Source organism: Amycolatopsis sp. NPDC058278 (assembly GCF_042881395.1).
GTDB lineage: Bacteria > Actinomycetota > Actinomycetes > Mycobacteriales > Pseudonocardiaceae > Amycolatopsis.
This window is the reverse complement of record NZ_JBHVXZ010000005.1, coordinates 99162-118721: the sequence shown is the minus strand read 5'-3', so window position 1 is coordinate 118721 and position 19560 is coordinate 99162. Positions and strand designations below refer to the sequence as shown.

Annotated in this window: 16 protein-coding genes; 12 read left to right on the top strand and 4 right to left on the bottom strand. The window is 72.7% G+C overall.

Translation table 11 applies throughout. The features are described from left to right. Positions 1 to 101: 101 nt before the first annotated feature. A complete protein-coding gene (locus ACFVYA_RS04095; RefSeq protein WP_387042173.1) occupies positions 102 to 2111 on the bottom strand; it encodes a trypsin-like serine protease in 2010 nt (669 codons plus the stop codon). 505 nt (positions 2112 to 2616) lie between these two features. Between ACFVYA_RS04095 and ACFVYA_RS04090 the strand changes: the two genes are divergently transcribed. Together ACFVYA_RS04090 and ACFVYA_RS04085 are read left to right on the top strand one after the other, a co-directional pair. Further along, positions 2617 to 2940, top strand: coding sequence for a hypothetical protein (locus ACFVYA_RS04090; protein ID WP_387042170.1), 324 nt, complete (start codon positions 2617 to 2619; stop codon positions 2938 to 2940). Positions 2941 to 3007: 67 nt separating this feature from the next. Continuing rightward, positions 3008 to 3634, top strand: a complete 627-nt coding sequence (locus ACFVYA_RS04085) for a hypothetical protein (protein WP_387042167.1) — start codon at positions 3008 to 3010, stop codon at positions 3632 to 3634. Positions 3635 to 3787: 153 nt separating this feature from the next. On the opposite strand, the gene eccCa is transcribed toward ACFVYA_RS04085, so the two are convergent. Continuing rightward, the gene (eccCa, locus tag ACFVYA_RS04080; RefSeq protein WP_387042164.1) at positions 3788 to 7714 is read right to left on the bottom strand and encodes a type VII secretion protein EccCa; all 3927 of its coding nucleotides are present in this window, start codon (positions 7712 to 7714) and stop codon (positions 3788 to 3790) included. A gap of 141 nt (positions 7715 to 7855) precedes the next feature. Here eccCa and ACFVYA_RS04075 point away from each other — a divergent pair, with 141 nt between their 5' ends. The 7 genes from ACFVYA_RS04075 to ACFVYA_RS04045 all read left to right on the top strand — a co-directional run bounded on the left by ACFVYA_RS04075 (position 7856) and on the right by ACFVYA_RS04045 (position 14632). After that, entirely contained in the window at positions 7856 to 8626 is a 771-nt protein-coding gene (locus ACFVYA_RS04075; RefSeq protein WP_387042161.1) for a WXG100 family type VII secretion target, read from the top strand. Positions 8627 to 8651: 25 nt separating this feature from the next. Next, positions 8652 to 9683: a WXG100 family type VII secretion target gene (locus tag ACFVYA_RS04070; protein WP_387042159.1), complete on the top strand. Its 1032-nt coding sequence runs from the start codon at positions 8652 to 8654 to the stop codon at positions 9681 to 9683. Positions 9684 to 9686: 3 nt separating this feature from the next. After that, on the top strand, positions 9687 to 11048 hold the full coding sequence (locus ACFVYA_RS04065; RefSeq protein WP_387042157.1) for a WXG100 family type VII secretion target: 1362 nt from the start codon (positions 9687 to 9689) through the stop codon (positions 11046 to 11048). Next, positions 11048 to 11518 carry a hypothetical protein gene (locus tag ACFVYA_RS04060; protein WP_285989500.1) on the top strand — a complete coding sequence of 157 codons (471 nt, stop codon included), beginning with the start codon at positions 11048 to 11050 and terminating at the stop codon, positions 11516 to 11518. The genes ACFVYA_RS04065 and ACFVYA_RS04060 overlap by 1 nt, the downstream gene beginning before the upstream one ends. Then, complete coding sequence (locus tag ACFVYA_RS04055; protein ID WP_013224119.1) at positions 11515 to 11835, top strand: YbaB/EbfC family nucleoid-associated protein; 321 nt, start codon at positions 11515 to 11517, stop codon at positions 11833 to 11835. Before ACFVYA_RS04060 ends, ACFVYA_RS04055 begins: the two co-directional genes overlap by 4 nt. 37 nt (positions 11836 to 11872) lie before the next feature. Next, positions 11873 to 13243, top strand: a complete 1371-nt coding sequence (gene eccD / locus ACFVYA_RS04050; protein WP_285989501.1) for a type VII secretion integral membrane protein EccD — start codon at positions 11873 to 11875, stop codon at positions 13241 to 13243. Positions 13244 to 13363: 120 nt separating this feature from the next. Further along, entirely contained in the window at positions 13364 to 14632 is a 1269-nt protein-coding gene (locus tag ACFVYA_RS04045; RefSeq protein ID WP_387042152.1) for a glucuronoxylanase, read from the top strand. An 18-nt stretch (positions 14633 to 14650) separates the two neighbouring features. On the opposite strand, the gene ACFVYA_RS04040 is transcribed toward ACFVYA_RS04045, so the two are convergent. Beyond that, positions 14651 to 15700, bottom strand: coding sequence for a type VII secretion protein EccE (locus ACFVYA_RS04040; protein WP_387042149.1), 1050 nt, complete (start codon positions 15698 to 15700; stop codon positions 14651 to 14653). 141 nt (positions 15701 to 15841) lie between these two features. On the opposite strand from ACFVYA_RS04040, the gene eccB reads away from it, so the two are divergent. From eccB to ACFVYA_RS04025, 3 genes are read left to right on the top strand one after another with little or no spacing between them, the layout of a single operon-like run. After that, entirely contained in the window at positions 15842 to 17263 is a 1422-nt protein-coding gene (eccB, locus tag ACFVYA_RS04035) for a type VII secretion protein EccB (protein WP_387042147.1), read from the top strand. 11 nt (positions 17264 to 17274) lie between these two features. Further along, a complete protein-coding gene (locus tag ACFVYA_RS04030; RefSeq protein WP_285989505.1) occupies positions 17275 to 17970 on the top strand; it encodes a response regulator transcription factor in 696 nt (231 codons plus the stop codon). Next, entirely contained in the window at positions 17967 to 18602 is a 636-nt protein-coding gene (locus ACFVYA_RS04025) for a response regulator transcription factor (protein ID WP_285989506.1), read from the top strand. The genes ACFVYA_RS04030 and ACFVYA_RS04025 overlap by 4 nt, the downstream gene beginning before the upstream one ends. Positions 18603 to 18729: 127 nt before the next feature. On the opposite strand, the gene ACFVYA_RS04020 is transcribed toward ACFVYA_RS04025, so the two are convergent. Continuing rightward, positions 18730 to 19524, bottom strand: coding sequence for a carbon-nitrogen hydrolase family protein (locus tag ACFVYA_RS04020; protein ID WP_387042142.1), 795 nt, complete (start codon positions 19522 to 19524; stop codon positions 18730 to 18732). Positions 19525 to 19560: the final 36 nt, after the last annotated feature.

The window sequence follows — 19560 nt, the reverse complement described above, 5'->3', positions numbered from 1 at the left end:
TTTCCTTATTCTGGGGTGTCCCTGCTGGGGGGGTGTGGGTCCTTCGTTTCCCCGTGGGTGTTTGGGGGGGGGCGCCCGGGGGGCACGCCACCACCGCGGTGCTACAAGATCCTCGACTGGGCGGCGTTGAACGTGCCGTTGCTGCTCCACTTGACGCCCTCGTGGTCGAAGCCACCGGAGGCGTTCGCGTGGAAGCGGAACAGGTTCGTGTTCGAGCCGCCGTAGTCGTAGGAGGCGACCAGGTCCGTGCGGCCGTCGCCGTCGAAGTCGCCGGTGCTCCACTGCGACTGGGGGAGGTTCCAGTTGCCCGGCCCGCTCGTCCACTGCGTGACCGGCGCGTCGACCCCGGTGGCGGTGGCGTGCCAGGTGCGGAACGTCAGGTTCGTGCCGCCCAGGTCGATCGCCGCGCCGAGGTCGGTGCGCCCGTCGCCGTCGAAGTCGCCGGAGACGAACTGCGCCTTGCCGGACGGGATGCCGCCGTTCCACTTCGCGCCCTGCGAGACGAGCCCGCCGGAAGCGTTGCCGTAGAAGAGGAACAGGTTGGCGGTGTTGTCGCGGTAGTCGTAGAACGCGGCCAGGTCGGCCCGGCCGTCACCGTTGAAGTCCCCGCCCCGCCAGCTCGACTGGGCGAGGTACCAGTTGCCCGGCCCGGTGCGCCACTGCGTGACCGGGGCGTCGAAACCGGTCGCCGTCGCGTGCCAGGTCAGCATGCTCAGGTCGGCGTTGCCGTTGTCGTAGGCGGCGGCGATGTCCGTGCGGCCGTCGCCGTCGAAGTCGCCGGCGGTGAACCGGGCGTTCAGCGGCCGGAAGGCGCCGCTCCACTTGATGCCCTGGCTGTCGAACCCGCCGGCGGCGTTGGCATACCAGAGGAACAGGTTCGAGCCGCCGTCGAGGTAGTCGTAGAAGGCGGCGATGTCGGTGCGGCCGTCACCGTTGAAGTCGCCGGTGACCCAGCGGGCCTTGGCCGCCTCCCAGCCGTCGGCGCTCCACTTCAGCTCGGGGGCGCCCACGCCGGCCGCGGTCGTCGGCCAGACGTACACGCCGGTGCGGGCGTTCTTCAGGTCGTACGCCGCGCCTGTGTCGTCCTTGCCGTCGCCGGTGAAGTCGTTGCCCGCCGAGACCGGAGTGGCCGCCGAGACGACCTCGGTCGGCGTGCTCGTCCAGCCGTCGGTCGTCGCGACGACGACGCGGTAGTAGCGGGTCTGCTTGGCGGGCAGGCCGGTGTGCGTGTACGACGTGCCGTCGACGCTGCCGAGCAGGTGCGCGCTGTCGACCGGCACGTCGGGGGTGGCCGAGGCGTAGACGCGGTAGCCGGTGCGGTCGCTCACCGGGTGCCAGGTCAGCGTGATCGCGTGCCCGACGGCCTTGGCGGCCGGCGCCAGCGCCTGCTGGCGGATCCAGCCGGCGATGTCATCGACGCGGGCGGCGGTGGTGCCCTGCCGGGTCGTGGTCTCCCCGAAGCAGCCGTGCTGCCACGACGCGCTGGTCACGGCGACGACGTCGGTGCGGCCGCCGGCGTCGCGGAAGATCGGCGCGCCGGCGTCGCCCTTGCAAGCGTCGGTGCCGTTCGTGCCGGTGAGCGCCAGGGTGGTCGCCGTCGACGACGGCGCCTTGAACGTGCCGACGTGCAGCGTGTCGGGCACCCATTCGCTCTCGGTGCGGCCGTACCCGGCCAGGGTGAGCGTCTCGTCCCCGCCGGGGTAGTTGACCGGGATGGTGCTGAGCGGCAGGGGAGCGATGTCGGTGACCGGCGTGGCGAGCCGGGCCAGCGCGACGTCGCGGTCGGCGCGGACGACGACGTTCGTGACCGGCACGACGCGCCCGCCGGTGCCGCCCAGGCTGGTCCGCCCGATGGTCGCGGTGGTCGCCTTGGCCGGCACCCCGCCCTGCGGGTTCTCGGGGAAGCAGCCGGCGGCGGTGAGGACGAGGTCGGGCTCGACGAGCGCGCCGCCGCAGGCCCGTCCGTCGGCGGTGAGTTTCGCGGCGTACGGGTAGGCACCCTGGGCGGCGGCGGTCCCGCCGGAAACGGCTTCGGCGGGCACCGTGGTCAGCAGCCCGGCGGCCAGCAGGGCCGTGGTGGCCGCCACGACCCTGGTGGGACGGATGGACATGCGGATTTCTCCCCTCGTACTTTCGGAACAGGACGGCGATCAGGGCGCGGGTGGATGCCGATGCCGGCGTTCGCGGAATGGCGAAATCAGCGGTTTTCGCCGCCGCGGGGCGTGGTCCCGCTCATCGGAAAATGGCGCGTCCGGGGAATGGGCTGGAGACGTTCCCCGCGCGGCAACCGGCCCCCGACCGGATTTCCTCCCCCTAGTCGATCCCTCCCGGCCTGTCCATACGCCGAACGTCGCAACCGTTGTGACGGCTATTGCGGTCGCGCAGGTCAGGTCCCCCTCGTGGGGCTTTCGCCCGGTGATCCCATCGACAGGAAACCGTGAATATTACCGGACCGGGTGGTGATTCACCTCACATTCCGGCTCGACCAGGCGTTCGGATAGTGTGAGAAAGGCTGTCGCTCCGGCGACGGCGAAGAGGGGTGTTCAATTCTTTTCCGCACGCCCTGTTTCAACGTGCCGCAATTCGTGTGCCGCCGAGCGGGCCGGGGAGTGTTCGATGTCGGGGACCATCAGGCGGACCGGTTCACCGGACCGGTGGATCGCCTCCAGCGGCACCTACTACTGGGTCCTGGACCACCTCGCCTCGGCCGTCACCGACGAAGGTGTGGCGGCGCGGTTCCGGGCGGCTTCCACCCACGGCTTCCGCACGGTCGACCTCGGCGACCTGACCGCGGTGCAGCGGCGGGAGGTCCTGGACCTGATCCGGGGATCGCTGGCCCCGGCGGTGGCGGCGCGCTTCCCGGGCCCGGACGGCGAGGCGGTCCGCAAGTTCGTCGCCGACCTCGAAAAGGTGGCGGAGTCCTGGGCCGATCCCGCCTAGGCTGCCACCGCGCCGGACCACAGCCGGTGCGGCCGGCTGCCCGCGCGCCGGCACGGGAGGGGGAACCATGTCAGCACCACAGCACGATCCCGAGCTCTTCGACGAGCTCATGCGCGCCGAGCTGCGCAACCAACCGATCAGCCGCTACGCGATCGCGACGCTCGTCTCCGGGTTGCTCGGCGGGCTGCTCGCGCCGGTCTTCGGCGCCGTCGCGATCTCCCGGATCAGGAAGCAGAAGCAGCGGGGGCTCGTGCTCGTCATCTGCGGGCTGGTGGCCTTCACCGCCTGGACGGGCGTGGCCGCGTACCGGATCGCCATCGGGGCGGCGTGGTGGCAGCAGCGGCAAGCAGGCCAGGGACGGCTGCCCGAGGGCGTGGCGCACGGGCTCGACCTCGCCGTGGGCGAGTGCTTCCAGGCCCCGGCGGTCTCGGGCGAAGCGGACGTGTTCCGGATGCCGTGCACGGCGCAGCACACCGGCGAGGCGTTCGAAGTGCTCCCGCTGGGCGAGGGCCCGATGCCCGACATCCTCGAGGTCTACCGGAGCACCCTGGCCCGGTGCGAAGCCGACGCCCGCCCGGTGCCCGGCGTCCGCGTCCAGGTCGTGACGCCGACGTCGTCGAGCTGGGAGGGCGGCAAGCACCGGGCGGTCTGCTATTACCACTTCGCCGCCGAAGTGACCGGGCCCGTGCGGTGAGGTGCGCCGGGCCCGCTCCGGTGGGGCGACCGCCGAGTTCGGGGCCACGGCACCGGAGATCGAGCGGGCCGCGGGGTGATGGCGGATTGCACCGCACGGCTCGATGCCGGGCCGGGTGAAGCGTGGGGTCGGGGACGATCCGCTCCTCGCGGACTAGGAATCCGCCGGTTTCGTCCAAGCCACCTGGACCAGCCCCGTCCCGTGCCGCCGGGACACCAGCGTTCCGCGGCCCGGCGGCTGCGGTGACGGCTTCACGTCCGCCAGCAACGCGCCCTCGTCCTTCGTCCCGGACATGATCAGCCCCGGCGAGCCCAGCTCCCGCAGCCGCTGCAGCACCGGCTCGAACAACGCCCGCCCGGCGCCACCCGATCCACGCACGATCACCAGGTGCAGGCCGATGTCGCGGGCCTGCGGCAGGAACTCCAGCAGCGGCTGCAACGGGTTGCGCCCCACCGTCGCCACCAGCTCGTAGTCGTCCACCAGGACGAACAGGTCCGGCCCGCGCCACCACGACCGGTTCCGCAGCTGCTCGGGCGTCACCGAGGGCCCGGGCAGCCGGTTGCGCATCGCCTGGGCGCACTCGCCGATCAGGTCCGTCAGCTTGCCTTCCGCTCCCGCGTACCCCAGCAGGTGCGGCTCCGGCACCGCCCCCAGCAAACCGCGCCGGTAGTCCGCGACGATGATCGCCGCCTCGTCCGGGGTGTACGCCGACGTGATGCCGTGGGCGATCGCCCGCAGCAGCGAGCTCTTGCCGGACTCGACGTCGCCGAAGGCCATGAAGTGCGGGTCCGCCGCGAAGTCCAGGTACACCGGGCGCAACGTCGATTCGGCGATGCCCAAGGTGACCTGACGCGAAGGCGCCGCGGGCAACCCGTCCAGGGGCACTTCCGGCGGCAGCAGCCGGACCCGCGGGGCGCGCGGACCCTGCCACGCGTCCGAAATCCGGCGCACCAGGTCGACGCCGCCCGCGCCGACCGTTTCCGGGCGCTGGTCGGTGTCGATGCGCGGCAGTGCCGCGAGGAAGTGGAGCTTCTCCGCGGTGATGCCGCGGCCCGGGCGGTCGGCGGGCACGTTGGCCGCGACCTTGCGGTCGATGGAGGAGTCCATCGGGTCGCCCAGGCGCAGCTCGAAGCGCGTGCCGATCGCGTCGCGCAGCTGGGCGCGGACGCCGATCCACTGGTTGAGCGAGACGATCACGTGGATGCCGAAGCCGAGCCCGCGGGCGGCCAGCCCGGTGATCTGCTCCTCCAGCTGCTCGTACTCCTGGCGGATCGTCGTCCAGTTGTCCACGAACAGGAACACGTCGCCGAACTCGCGCTCGTCCGTGCTCTCGGTGAACTCCGCACGGCGAGCGCGGAACGCCGCCATCGATTCGATCCCCTGCGCGGCGAAGAACTCCTCGCGCTGCTCCAGCAACGTCGTCAGCTCGGCGACGACCCGGCGGCAGCGCTGGGCGTCGCGGCGGGTCGCGTACCCGGACACGTGCGGCAGCCCGGCGATCGGGGCCAGCGCGCCACCGCCCATGTCCAGCACGAACAGCTGGACCTCGGCCGGGGTGTGCGTCAGCGCCAGCATGCCCGCGATGACCTTCATCAGCGTCGACTTCCCGCTCTGCGGCGCGCCGACGATCAGCGCGTGCCCGGCCGCGCCGGAGAAGTCGGCCCACAGCAGGTCGCGGCGCTGCTCGAACGGCTTGTCCACCAGCGCCACCGGGATCGTCAGCTTCCCGTTGCCACCCCAGCCGAGCGGGCACAGGCCGCGCGCGGCGTCCTCGCCGAGCGGCGGCAGCAGCTGGTCCAGCGTGGGCGGTTCGGCCAGCGGCGGCAGCCAGATCTGGTGCGCGTCCGGGCCGCGGCCCTCCAGGCGCGACAGCATCGCGCCGATGATCGTCTCACCGGTGCCCTCCTCCGAAGGCGTCGCGGACACCTCGGTCGTCACCGGGATCTCCACCGGGGCCAGGGAAAACGGCAGCACGCCCAGCTCCTGGCCGTCCTCACGCACGATCGTGCTGCGCGGCGGCAGCTCGCCGGAGACGTAAGCCGCCTTGAGCCGGATCAGCGTCTCGGTGTCGGACTTCAGGTACGCCGAGCCCGGGACCGGCGGCAGGTGGTAGGCGTCCGCGACGCCCAGCACCGCGCGGCTTTCCGCCGCGGAGAACGTCCGCAGCCCGATCCGGTACGAAAGGTGGGAGTCGAGCCCGCGCAGCCGGCCCTCTTCGAGCCGCTGCGAGGCCAGCAGCAGGTGGATGCCGAGCGACCGCCCGAGCCGGCCGATCGCGACGAACAGGTCGATGAACTCCGGGCGGGAGGACAGCAGCTCGCTGAACTCGTCGATGATCACCAGCAGCGACGGCAGCGGGTCCAGCGGCGCGCCGTCCGCGCGGGCCTTCTCGTAGTCGCGCACCGACGCGTAGTTCCCGGCCGCGTGCAGCAGTTCCTGGCGCCGCAGCAGCTCGCCGTTGAGCGCGTCGGCCATGCGGTCGACCAGCGCGAGGTCGTCGGAGAGGTTGGTGATGACGGCGCACGTGTGCGGTAGCCCGGTCATCCCGGCGAAGGTCGCGCCGCCCTTGAAGTCGATGAGCGCCAGGTTGAGCGTCTCCGACGAGTGCATCACGGCCAGCGCCGTCACCAGCGTCCGCAGCAGCTCGCTCTTGCCGGACCCGGTCGCGCCGATGACCAGGCCGTGCGGCCCCATCCCGCCCTCGGCCGACTCCTTGAGGTCCAGTTCGACCGGACGGCCTTCGGGGTTGACGCCCAGCGGGATCCGCAGCCGGTCCCGGGCCGCGCGCGGGGCCCACGTGACGGCCGTGTCGGTGTCGCGCGGGTCGCCGATGCCGAGCAGCCCGGCCAGGCCGAAGGTCGCCGACATCGGTTTCTCGCCGACGAGCGCGGCGGGCGTGTGCAACGGCGTCAGCATCCGCGCCAGGGCTTCCGCGGCGCCGCGGTCGAGGACGTCCGGGCGGCCGAGGAAGCCCAGCCGCTGCTCGCCGCCTTCGCCGACGACCATGCCCAGGGACTCCGGCGCGGTGTGCAGGCTCAGCAGCCGTTCGGTCGACGACGCCCGCGGGTGCTCCTGCCCGACCTCGATCACCGTGACGCCGAGGCGGCCGTCCTCACCGATCAGCCGGGGCTCACCGTGGGCGTTGCCGCCGTCGACGAGGACCACCAGGTGGGGCAGGTCGAGCTCGGCGGCCGCGCGGCGGCTGAACGCGGGACGTTCACCCAGGTCGGCGCCCAGCAGCTCGGCCAGCCCGGCCGCGGTGCCGGCGGCCAGCCGCCGCGAGCCGACGGCGTCGGCCGTGCCGGCCGCCGTCGCGTGCGGCAGCCACTTCGCCCACTCCCAGTCGTGCTGCCGGTCCGGCGACACGCAGACCGCGACCCGCAGGTCGGCGGGGGAGTGGAAGGTGACGAGCTGGCACAGCAGGGCCCGCACCAGGCCGAGCACGGCGGGGCGCCGCCCGGCCACGGTGACCGCCGCGAACGACCGCAGCGACAGCGCGACCGGCAGGCCGTCCACCGTCGAGTAGGTGCGGATGAAGTGCTTGAGGCTGGTCGAGGACACCGGGTCCAGGTCCTCCAGCGGCACGGTCTGCGGCGCCTTCAACGGCGTCGCGAGCCGCTGCGGCCCGGTGCCCGCGCGCACCTGGGCGAACTGGCCGTCGGTGCGCCGCCGGTCCCACAGCTTCCCGGTTTCGACGTAGGCCCACAGGTCGGCCGGGTCGGGCTGGACGGCGATCATGGCCGCGCGCTGGCCGTCGGCGATGTCGCGGACCTGGGCGCGCAGCCCGGAGAGGTAGCGCTGGTAGTCCCGGCGCTCGTCGTTGATCTGCGCCTTCTTCGCCATCCCGCCGCGGCCCAGCGACATCACCACCATGCCGCCCATGGCGCAGAGGAAGAGCGCGCCGAAGATCCAGGTCATCACGCCGCCGTCGCGTCCGATGTAGACGAACGACATCGCGCCCATGCCGAGCATCATCGGCAGGAACATCATCAGCTGCACCATTCCGCCGGACGAGCTCTTCGGGAGCATCGGCGGGGACTGCAGCACGATTTCGCTCGGACGGTCGGACGGCAGGCTCATCTGAACAGGCTGCTCCAGTTCGGGGGCGGTCTGACCGGTATTTTGGCCACTCGCCGCCACGCCGCGGTGGGTACTTTTGCCGTCCGCCCGCTTCCGGGGCCGAACTTACGCTCAGCCGAGCACCCCCCCGGAAGGAGACCCATGGCCGGCGAGTACCGGGCTGAGCCCGAGGCGATGCGCTCCGCCGTGGGCAACGTCGGGGGCATCATCGCCCACGGCATCAACGCCGTGGCCGACCTCGAACGGCTCGTCGTGCAGCCGATGTCGTTCGCGACGTTCGGCAGCTCGGTCGCCGCCGCGAACGCGGCCCTGCACTCCGGCCAGATCACCGCCGTCCGCACGCTGCTGCAGCTGCTGCAGCAGGTCAACGGGCTCGTCAAGGCCAGCGCCGACGCCTATCAGGCGGCCGACCGGGACGTCGCCTCGGGCTACGACGGCGGGCACGCTCCGACGAGCACCGCGTCGTCGATCTGGGGCAGCTCGCACGCTTCCGAGCTCGCCACCCTGGCCATCAACGACAGCGCGGGCGCCCACGGCGAGCCGTCGTCGGTCGGGAACGTGCTGCGCTACCTGGGGGACGCGCGGCTGGGCAAGCTCGGCGACCACCCGATCACCGACACCCGCTTCCACGGCGTCGCCGACTTCAACGACTGGCTGGCCGGCGACGCCGACAACCAGGCGCGGATCGGGTTGATCGAGGTCTACGCGGGCACCGCGCGGACGTTCTCCGACGTGCCCGGCGGCGTGCACAGCGGCGACGTCGTGGTCGTGGAGCCATTGCTGTTTTCCGACCGCCAGCCGGTCATCGGCGTCGCCGGCGACGGCGGCCGCCTCTACAACCACGGGTTGCTCGACGCCCGCACCGGCGGGCTGGCGAGGGTCAGCGTCTACCGGCCCGCTTCCGTCGTCTGAACTCCTTGAACCCTTGTGAGGACCGATGCTGACTTTCCCGAACTCCAGCGCGATGGACGCGACCGCGTCTTCGGGTGGGCCGATCACCATCCTGCCGCAGATCGTCACCGGCCGGCCGGAGCAGATCGCCAAGCACGTGGCCGACCTGGTCCGCAAGGCCGAGCAGTTCCTCGGCATGTACAACGAGCTGACGAAGGCCGCCGACCAGCTGGGCAAGATCTGGTCGGGGGCGGCGAGCGAGTCGGCGCTGAAGAAGATCAGCGACTCGCTCGGCCAGCTGACGAAGATCATCGACGTCGTCCAGAAGGGCGCCGAGCTGCTCGGCGTCTCCGGCACGCTGATCAAAACGGCGCAGGAGGCCTACCGCGCGGTGGTCGCCGCGGTGAACCCCACGGTGGCCGCGTTGATGTCGAACTGGTGGACCTACGGGGCCGCGGTCGCTTTGTCGACCGCGACGAGCGCGTCGCTGCGGGCGTTCATCACCGCGATCGGCGCGCTGCTCAAGGCGCTCGGCGCGGTGGACCTCGCCCAGCAGGTCACCACGCTCGCGCAGGTCATCGGCGAGATCGAGAAGCTCTTCCACCACGGTTCCGGCAGTTCGGGCGCGACGACGCCGTCGATCGGGAACACCCCGGTCACCGCGCCGCAGACCCCGCCGCCGGTGGCGAGCCCGTCGGGGCAGCAGGCGGTGGCGGGCGGGAGCGGCGGGGGGATCCCGCAGCAGCCCTCGTTCACTGACTACACCCCGCCCGCGCTCGCCACCGGCGGCGGTTCCAGCGGTTCCGGCGGCGCGGCGAACCCGGCGAACAGCTGGATTCCGGTAGACCACCCGGTGACACCGCCTCCGGTGCCCGCACCCGCGCCTTCGGTTCCGGCGCCCGTGGTGCCCGCCCCGGCCTCCGGGCACGCCGACGAGGTCGTCATCCACACCGACCTGACCACCGGCGAGTCCACTGTGGAGGCTCCCGGCGGCCAGGACTTCGACCTCGACATCGCGCTGGACTACAACGGCAAGCACTTCAGCCAGCACGTCGGCTACGACGCGGCCGGGAACTGACCGGTGGCGGGCTCGGGGGTCCTCGACGCGTCCGGGGTGGTCAGCTCGGTGCTGTCCGGGTACCGGCGGGTGCTCGTCGAGTGCCGCCGGCGGGTCACCGGCGATCCCGGGGCGCTGAGCGCCGCAGCGCAGCGGGCCGCGAGCCGGGCGTCGGCGATTTCGGGCCGGGCACGGGAAATCGACGAGTCCGCCAAGGCCCTGCACGCGGACTGGGACGGCGACGCCTACACGGCGTTCGCGACGGCGGCGGGTGAGCTCGGCCGGGAACTCACCGACACCGCCACGAAGCTCGACGACCAGGGGAAGCGGCTCGGTACCGCGGCCCGGCTCGTGCAGTCCGCCGAAGCCGCCGTCGATTCGGTGCTCGCGCAGTTCGACCAGTACGCCGCCCAGCTGACCGCCCAGGCCCGCGCGGTGAACTCCGCTTCGGTCGGTGCGTTCATCCAGGCCGCCCGGCAGCTCGGTGAACAGAGCGCCGCCGCGGGCCGCCAGGTCGTCGACGAGTTCTCCGACGCCCTCGCCGAGCTGTTCCCGCCCGAAGGCGTCGGGCGGCTCGAGCACGAGCTCGGCAAGTGGGCCCGCGGGCCGCTGCACTGGCTCAACGGCGAGCCCCTCGACGGCCGGAAGCGGCCGCGGACCGTGCCGTCGTGGTTCGGCAACTCCGGCTGGAAGAAGCTGACCTGGGACGGCCTCGAAGGCACGCGGGCGCCGAAGAAGGCGGACACGCCGTTCGGGCAGCCGGAAGCCGAGGGCCTGAAGAACAAGATCGGCCGCAACACCGAGATCACCTACTACAAGTTCCAGCACGAACAGGACGGGTTTTCCCCGGAGTACGACGGGAAGATCACGTCGAAGGGCTGGGACGCCGGCGCGTCCGGGCACGCGGAACTCGCGGCGCTGCACGGCGAGGCCGAACTCAAGAAGGAGTGGGGCGTCGCCGAAGCCCACGCCAAGGGCACGGTGTTCGCCGGCGGCGAGGTGAGCGCGTCCGGCACGATCGGCGCCCACGGCGTCGGCGCGCACGCCAACGCGTTCGTGGGCGGGAAGGTCGAGGGCGAGGTCGCCGCGGACGTCGCGGGCATCGGCGTCGGCGCGAACGGCACCCTGCAGTACGGCCTGGGCGCGCAGCTCGACGCCCAGGCCGTCTACGACGCCGGGCACCTCAAGGTGAACTTCAAGGCGGGTGCGGCGCTCGGCCTCGGCCTGGGCGTCGGCGCGAAGATCGACATCGACCTGCCGAAGCTCGGCCACACGATCGGCGAGTACGGCGGCGCGGCGGTCGACGCCGTCAGCCACGCGGCCACCGACGCCGCCGACGCCGTGGGCTCCGCTTGGGACGACGCCGTTTCGTACGTGGGGCTGTGATGACCCTTCCCCTCGACTTCGTCATCCCGGACGGCTGGACCGCCGTCGACCCGGGCGACTCGGGCGCGGTGTTCGTCGCCGTGCACCCGGTGCCGGGCGAGGAGTTCACGCCGAACATCACGGTCAGCGTGCAGCAGCGGCCGGACGAGGCGTCGATCGACGCCATCGCCGCCGAAGCCGTCGAGCGGCTTTCGCGCACGCTGGCCGGGCTCGAGGTGCTGAGCCGCCGCGACGTCGGCGACCCGGCCGCGCCCGCCGTCATGCAGCTGCTGCGCCTGCGCACCGGCGAAGGCACCGAGCTGATCCAGACCCAGGTGCACCTGACGGTCCCGGGGGCCACCCCGGAAGACCGCCTGGTGCTCGAGCTCGCCTGCACGGCCGCGCCCGCGGCCGCCCGGGCGCTCTCACCCGGTTTCCAGCGGTTCGTGGCCAGCGTCCACGTCCGCCAGCACGAAGGGAAAGCACAGTGACCGATCCGTACGCGGTGCCGGACATGGACGAGCTGCTGGCGCAGGTGCGCAAGCAGACCGAAGAGGTCCAGCGGATCCAGCGCACGGTCGAGGCGATGGAGATCAAGGCGCACTCGCGGCAGAACGAGGTCACCGTCACCCTCCGCGGCGACGGCCGCTTCACCTCGATCGACATCGACCCCCGCGCGATCCGCGAGTACGACGCCCGCAACCTCTCGGAGATCGTCCTGGAGGCGGTGAACGCCGGGCTGCAGAAGCTCGCCGAGGCTTCGAGCGCGAAGTTCGCCCCGGTGATCGCGGCCGCGAAAGACGTGTGATGACGCCCGCCGACGTTCTCTTTCCCGCGGAGGCGGCATGAGCACCGCCCTGACCGGTACCACCCGCCGGGTCACCGTCGTGACGCCGCGGGCCCGCGTCGACGTCGCCCTGCCGCAGCAGTCGACGTTCGCCGAGCTGGTGCCGCAGCTGGTCCGGCTGGCCGGGGCGTCCGGGCAGGCGTCGGCCGAGCACCCGGGCTGGGTGCTCTCGAGGTTGGGCGGCGCGCCGCTGGCTTTGGGGTTGAGCGTCGCGGCGGCCCAGATCCGCGACGGCGAAGTGCTGCACCTGACCCCGCGGGAGCGCCCGCGGGGTCCGCTGCTGTTCGACGACGTCGTCGACTCGATCGCCAGCGTCGCCGACGCCGACGGCGGCTGGGGTCCGTCGGTGGCTCGGCGGTCCGGCCTGGTGGCCGCGGTGGTCCTGCTGCTGGCGGGCGGCTTGCTGGTCCAGGCGGCGGCGTCGGGCAGCGTCCTGGCGCCGATCGGGACCGGGCTGCTGGCACTCGTGCTGCTGCTCGGCGGCGGCGCGCTGAGCCGCGCGTACGGCGACGCCGAAGCGGGCGCGGCCGGGTCGCTGGCCGGCGTCGGCGTGGCGTTGCTGGCGGGCATGTCGGTGCTGCCACCGCATCCGCTGTTCTCGCTGTCGGCGGGCCCTTTGGCGGCGGGCTTCGCGGCGGTGACGGTGTACGGCGTGCTGGCGGCGGTCTCGGTGGCCGACCGCCTGCCGTGGTTCGTGGCGATCACCGGCGCCGCGGGTTTCGGCGCGGTGACGACCGGCGTGGTGCTGCTGGCCGGTTTCTCCGCGCTGTCGGCCGCCGCGGTGGTCGCGGTGCTGTGCACGGCCCTGGCGGCGGTGGCGCCGATGCTGGCGTTGCGCCTGGCCCGCCTGCCGCTGCCGCGCGTGCCGGACGACATGGCGGCGTTCCGCGCGGACGAGCAGCCGTCGCTGGGCACGGAGATGATCGGCCGAACCTCCCGCGCCCAGGCGGTGCTGACGGGATTGCTGGTGGCGCTGGGCCTGGTGGTGCTGGCGGCGTCCGTCGTGCTTTCGTCGGGTGGACCGTGGGAAGCGGGCTTGGCGGCACTGCTGGGCGTGGCGTGGATCCTGCGGTCGCGGTCGTACGCCGGCCGGGCGCAGCGGCTGGTCTTGATCGGCTTCGGCATCCCGGCGCTGGTGTGCGCCGGGGTGTGGCTGGTGGCTTCGGGCCACCGCACGGCGGTGTTCGCGGTGGGCTGCGCGGTGGTGCTGGCGGCGGTGGTGTGCCTGGTGTACGCGACGCGGGTGGCGCGCGGGCTGCGTTCGCCTTACTGGTCGCGGCTGCTGGACGTCTCGGAGTTCCTGGTGCTGCTGTCCCTGGTACCGGTGGTGGCGATGATCGCAGGGGTGTACGAAGCCGTCCGAGGCTGAGCGCCCGGCGGCCGTCGATGTATTCGAATGAAGGTTTCATTGACGGTGCGGCGCGGCCACTGTTAAACCTGTGTCGGGAGCGCTCCCAGGCTGTTCGCCAGTCGACTCCAGGGAGATGCCATGTCACCACGCCAAGACCGTTCCGAGATCGAGGGTTCGCCGCTCCTGCGCCGGCGGACCGTGCTGGCGGCGGGCGCCGCGCTGCCGGTGCTGGCGGCCGCGACACCGGCTGAGGCGGCCACCGCGGTGGTCGTCGAGCCGTCGAACGTGCAGCAGACGATCCTGGGCTTCGGCGGGATGAACCACACCGTCTGGATCAGCGATCTCACCGCCGCCCAGCGCGAGACGGCGTTCGGCAACGGGACGGGACAGCTGGGCTTCACCGTGCTGCGCATCCCCGTCCACGAGGACCGCAACAACTGGAGCCGCGAGGTCGCCACGGCCAAGCGGGCGAGCCAGCTCGGGGCCAAGGTCATCGCCTCGCCGTGGAACCCGCCCGCCTCGATGACCGAGAGCTTCTCCGGCGGCAAGCGGCTGAAATACAATTCCTACGCCGCCTATGCGCAGCACCTCAACGACTTCACCGCGTTCATGGCGAACAACGGAGTGCCCCTGTACGGGATCTCGGTCCAGAACGAGCCGGACTACGCCCAGCAGTGGACGGCGTGGACCGCCGCCGAGATCGTCAAGTTCCTGCGCGAGAACGCCGGCGTGCTCACCACCAAGGTCATCGCGCCCGAGTCGTTCCAGTACCGCAAGGCGATGTCCGACCCCATCCTCAACGACGCCACCGCCTTGGCCAACGTGGACATCATCGGCGCGCACCTCTACGGCACCCGGTTCGCGGACCTGCCCTACCCGCTCTTCCAGCAGAAGGGCGGCGGCAAAGAGCTGTGGATGACCGAGGTCTACTACCCCAACAGCACCGACTCGGCCGACCTGTGGCCGCAGGCGCTCGACGTCGGCGAACACATCCACCGCGCGCTGGTGGACGGCCGGTTCCAGACCTACGTGTGGTGGTACATCCGCCGCTCGTACGGTCCGATGCGCGAGGACGGGCAGATCAGCAAGCGCGGCGCCTGCATGGCGCACTTCTCGAAGTGGGTCCGCCCGGGCTGCTCGCGGATCACCGCGACCGCGAACCCGCAGGCGAACGTCTACGTCTCGGCGTTCAAGAGCGGAGCCAGGATCGTCGTCGTCACCGTCAACAAGAACACCTCGGCGGTCGACCTCGCGTTCACCCTCCGGGACACCGGTTCCGCGACCGCCCAGACCTGGCTGACGAACGAAAGCGCGAACCTCGCGCGCTACACCGACGTCACCATCTCGAACGGAGCGTTCAACGCTCAGCTGCCGGCCCGCAGCATCAGGACGTTCGTCGTGAACTGAGCTGGTGCCGCACGTCGTTCAGGAGTCCAGCGCGAGCGGCAGCGTCTTCCGGACCGCCGCTCCGTGCCGGCCGTGCAGCGGGACCACCGGGAGCCCCGGCGCCGGAGCCGGGGCACCCGGCCGCGCGCCCACGCGGATCGTCACTTCCGCCTTCTCCTTGCCGCCCGCCGTCCGGGTCAGCGTGTACGACGTCGCCGTGAACGCCGCGCCCGGCACGGAAAAGTCCACCAGCCGCGGCGAACGCGGGGAGAAGCACACCTGCGTGGAATCGCCCCACACCCACGACTTCCACCGGTCGGGCGGCTCGGACGCCGGACCTTGGGCCCCCAAGGCCACCCGCAGCTCCTTCGCCAGCTCCCCGGCCTCGAGCACCGTGCTCTGGTACCCGGCTTCGGCCAGCGCACCCATCAAGCTCAACGCCGCCGACGCCGTGCTCCGCAGCGCCCCGAGATCACCGCCGCCGCGGGCCAGCGCCGCGATCGGGGCCAGGTCCGGCCGGTAGCGCACCGCCAGCCAGCGCACCCGCAGCACCTGGTCGCCGTGGGGGATCGCCCAGGTCAGCAGCTGGGCCGACGCCAGCGGGACGTCCGTCCGCCGGTACGCCGACCGCAGGGCCTCGACCAGCGGGCCCGGTGCGCCCGGGTCCGGCGTCAAGCGGATCAGCGCGCTCCACCCGCCGTCGATCTCCGCGACGCCGAAGCGGTTGCCCGCGCGGTCGACGTGCTGGCGGACCTTGACCGGCCCCGCCACCCGCAACAGCGGGTCCGGGCTGTCGCGGCGGGTGTCGTGGCGGCGCAACCGGAACGCCGTCCACGTCAGCGCCCAGCCCGCCGGGTGCCGGCCCGCGAAGCGCACCGACGTCAGCAGCACGAGCAAGCCCGCGCCGATGGCGGCACCGATCCGCACCGGCTGCGTGACGCCGTCGACCAGCCACGCGAGCAGCACGGCGATCGCGGCGAGCTCCCACAGCGCCGCCTGCAGCGGCCGGATCGGCAGCAGCCACGGCAGTGGCGCGGCCGTGGACCGGGACGGTGCCGGGCGGACGGCGCCGGCGGTATCGACGGACACGGGCTCCCCTTTCCCCGGCCCTCGACGCTACTGGCTGCCCGGATACCGCGTGGGCGTAAAAATTACCCTCGCCGCCCGCTGGTGCGGTGCCTAGCATCGGGCACTCGGAGGGTCGACGGACACAGCCGGGGGCACAGCAGCGTGTGGACGCAGCGGGACCAGATCCAGGCGTACCAGTTCCTCCGCCGCAGGCTCGTCTCCGCGCTCGTCGCCGCCGACGCCAACCACCCCGTCTCGCCCAGCCGCCGGCTCGTGCTCGGCACCGTGCTGGGCGTCGTGGCCGCCCTCCTGGTCACCGCCGTCTTCGGCATCATCGGCCTGCTGAACCCCTCCGGCGGCAAGGACTGGCTGGCCGGCGGCAAGGTGATCGTCGAGGAGGGCAGCGGCGCGCGGTTCGTGCTCGGCGCCGACGGCGTCCTGCACCCGGTGCTCAACTACGCGTCCGCGCGGCTGCTGGCCGGCGGGAACGGCGACGCCACCGTGTCCGTGTCGCCGGAGAACCTCGGCAAGGCGGGCCGCGGCACCGAGATCGGCATCCCCGGCGCCCCCGACTCGCTGCCGGCGTCGGGCGCGCTCGTGACCACGCCCTGGACGAGCTGCAGCCGGACCACCCAGGACGCGCCCGCGTCGGCCGAGCCGCGCACCGCCGTGCTGCTGGCCGCGCCCGCGTCCGGTGTCGAGCTGCCGCGGGACCAGGGCGTGATCGTGCGGCTGCCGAAGGGGGAGCGCTTCCTGCTGGCCGGGGGACGGCGCTACCGGCTGAGCGACGAGGCCGCGACCGCGCTGCAGTTCGACAGCTACCCGACGATCGCGGTGTCCTCGCGGTGGCTCGACACCGTCCCGGCCGGCCGCGACCTGACCGCGCTGCCGGTCGCCGGCGCCGGTAGCCCGGGGCCCGCGGTGGGCGGCCGCGGCACCCGGGTCGGCGAAGTCCTCGCCGTCGTCGACGCGATGGCCGCGCCCGGCGCCGCCACGTCGTACTACCTGGTCCGCCGCGAGGGTCTCGAGCCGGTCGGGCAGACCGAGGCGAGCCTGCTGGTGACGACGGAGGCCAACGCCGCCGCCTACCCCGGGCCGCCCGCGCCGGTGGAGGTCCGCGCGGCCGACGTCGCCGCGGTCGCGAAGACCGCCACGCCGCGCGCCGGCGGTGCCGACCCGGCCGCCTACCCCGACCGCGTCCCCGGCAAGGCGCCGATCACCGGCAACGCCGTGGCGCTGTGCGTTCAGGGCAGCCGGTTGCTCGTTTCGGCCGAATTCCCGCTTCCCGTCGGCGCCAAAGCCATCCAGGTCGCCACCCGGACCGAAGCAAGGGTGGCGGACGAGGTGTTCGTGCCTCCCTCGGGAGGAGCTGTCGTCGTCGAAGCCGGTTCGGTCACCGCGTACCTGGTGACCGACACGGGCCGGAAGTACCCGGTGGTGAACACGCAGGCCTTGGCCTCGCTCGGCTACGGAGGGGTCGCCAAGCCGCCGGTCACAGGTAGTTTGCTGGCATTGGTGCCGACGGGCCCCGCGCTGGACCCGGCCACGGCCGGACGGCCGGCTCCGTCGGGTGGAACGGGGTGAAAGTCGTGCACATGACAGAAGAGCGTTCGACCGAGGGTGAACTGGGCCAGGGGCGGGTCCGGGTCGCGGTCATCGAAGACCACCCGCTGTACCGCGTCTCCGTCGCACGCGTGCTGGCCGAAGCCGACTTCGTCGAGCTCGGCGCGGTCGTCGATTCGGTCGCCCGGTTCCACGTGCACCGGCAGCCGCCGGGCAGCGTGGTCCTGCTGGACCTGGGCCTGCCGGGCGTCGCGGGCGCGGCGGCCGTGCTGGAGGTGTGCGAGCTCGGGCACCACGTGCTCGTGGTTTCCGCGCAGGCGGAACCGGAGGTCGTGCTCGGCGCGATCGCGGCGGGGGCGCGCGGGTTCCTGTCGAAGGACGTCGACGCGGACGAGCTGCTGATCGCGATCAAGACGGTCGCCGACGGCGGCGCGTACGTCTCGGCGGTGGTCGCCGGGATGATCATGAAGGACAACGCCGACCGGCCCGCCGTGTCGGCCGAAGCCGAGCTGTCGCCGCGCGAGGAGCAGGTGCTGCGGCTGGTGGCGGCCGGGGAGCGGGACGTCGACATCGCGCTGATCCTCGGCATCGGCGTCCGGACCGTGCGCGGCTACCTCGACCGCATCCGCGACAAGACGGGCGAACGGCGGCGGCCGGGCCTGGTCAAGGAGGCCATCCGGCGCGGCCTGATCGGCGACGCGAACCCCCGGCGCGGCGGCCGCAAATGAGCGAGCCGGCGCGGATCTCCGTGGGCGTGATCGAGGATCACCCGCTCTACCGGTACGCGCTGACCCGCGTGCTGACCGAGGCGCCGGACATCGAGCTCGGCGCGGTGGCGGACTCGGTGGCCCGGTTCGCGGTCCAGGACCAGCCGGCGGGCAGCGTCGTCGTCCTCGACCTCAAGCTGCGCGGCGTCCAGGACGCGGCCGCGGTCCTGGAAGTCGGGCAGATGGGGCACAAGGTGCTGGTGGTGTCCGCCCACGCGGAGCAGCCGGAGGTGCTGGGGGCGATGCAGGCGGGCGCGAAGGGCTTCCTGTCGAAGGACGTCGACGGCGACGAGCTCCTGCGCGCGATCCGCACGATCGCCGACGACAACGCGTACGTCTCGCCGACACTGGCCGGGATGATCATCCAGGACAGCGAAGAGCGCCACGCGGGCCCGAAGATCGTGCTGTCGGAGCGGGAGAAGCAGGTCCTCCGCCTGGTGGCGGCGGGGGAGCGGGACGTCGACGTGGCGGAGATCCTCAACATCAGCGTCCGCACGGTGCGGTCGTACCTGGACCGCATCCGCGACAAGACCGGCGAGCGCCGCCGCGCGGGCTTCGTCCGGGTCGCCATCCGCGAAGGCCTGCTCCGCTAGCCGCAACTCGCGTGATCGAACCCGTCACCCGCGTGACGGAACCCGTAACTCGCGTGATCGGAGCCGTATCTCGCGAGTTCCGGCCTCGATCACGCGAGTTCCGGCCCGGATCACGCGAGTTGCGGGTTCAGAGGCGGCGGTTGGCCAGGGCTCCCGTTGCCGCGCGGGCCTGGGCCGACACCGCCGGGTCCACGTCCACCAGGAGCGTCTCCGGCGCCGCTCCGGCCTGGGCGACCACCCGGCCGAAGCCGTCCGCGACCAGCGAGTACCCGATTCCCGTCGGCGCCTTCGGGTTGACCGTGACGCCCGTCGCCGCGGGGTCGGCCTGACCGCAGCCCAGCACCCAGCAGCCCGAGTCCAGCGCCCGCGCGCGCACCAGGACCTCCCACTGCTCGCGCTTGCCCTCGCCCGCGCCCCACGACGTCGGCAGCAGCACGACGTCGGCGCCGTCGTCGGCGAGCGCGCGGAACAGCTCCGGGAACCGCACGTCGTAGCAGGTCGCGACGCCGTAGACGACGCCGTCCAGTTCGAAGGTGGTCGCCGCGGCACCGGGCGCCACCGTGTCCGACTCGGCGAAGCCGAACGCGTCGTAGAGGTGGATCTTGTGGTAGCCGCGGTGGTGCCCGCCGCCGGTGATCAGCAGCGTGTTGCGGACCCGCCCGTCGTCCGCCGGGGTGAACATGCCGGCGACGACGACCACGTCGTGCTCGGCGGCCACCGAAGCCACGGCCGACGCCCACGGGCCGTCGAGGGGCTCCGCGACCGGCTCGAGCGGCCGGCCGAACCGGGCCATGGTGGCTTCGGGGAACACCACGATCCGCGCGCCGTCCGCCGCCGCGGTCTCGACGCCGGAGCGAATCAGCTTCAGGTTCGCCTCCGGATCGTCACCCGAGTTGACCTGGCACAACGCGATTCGCGCCACCGCTGCCTCCTGCATGCTGGGATCGGCCGTCACCGG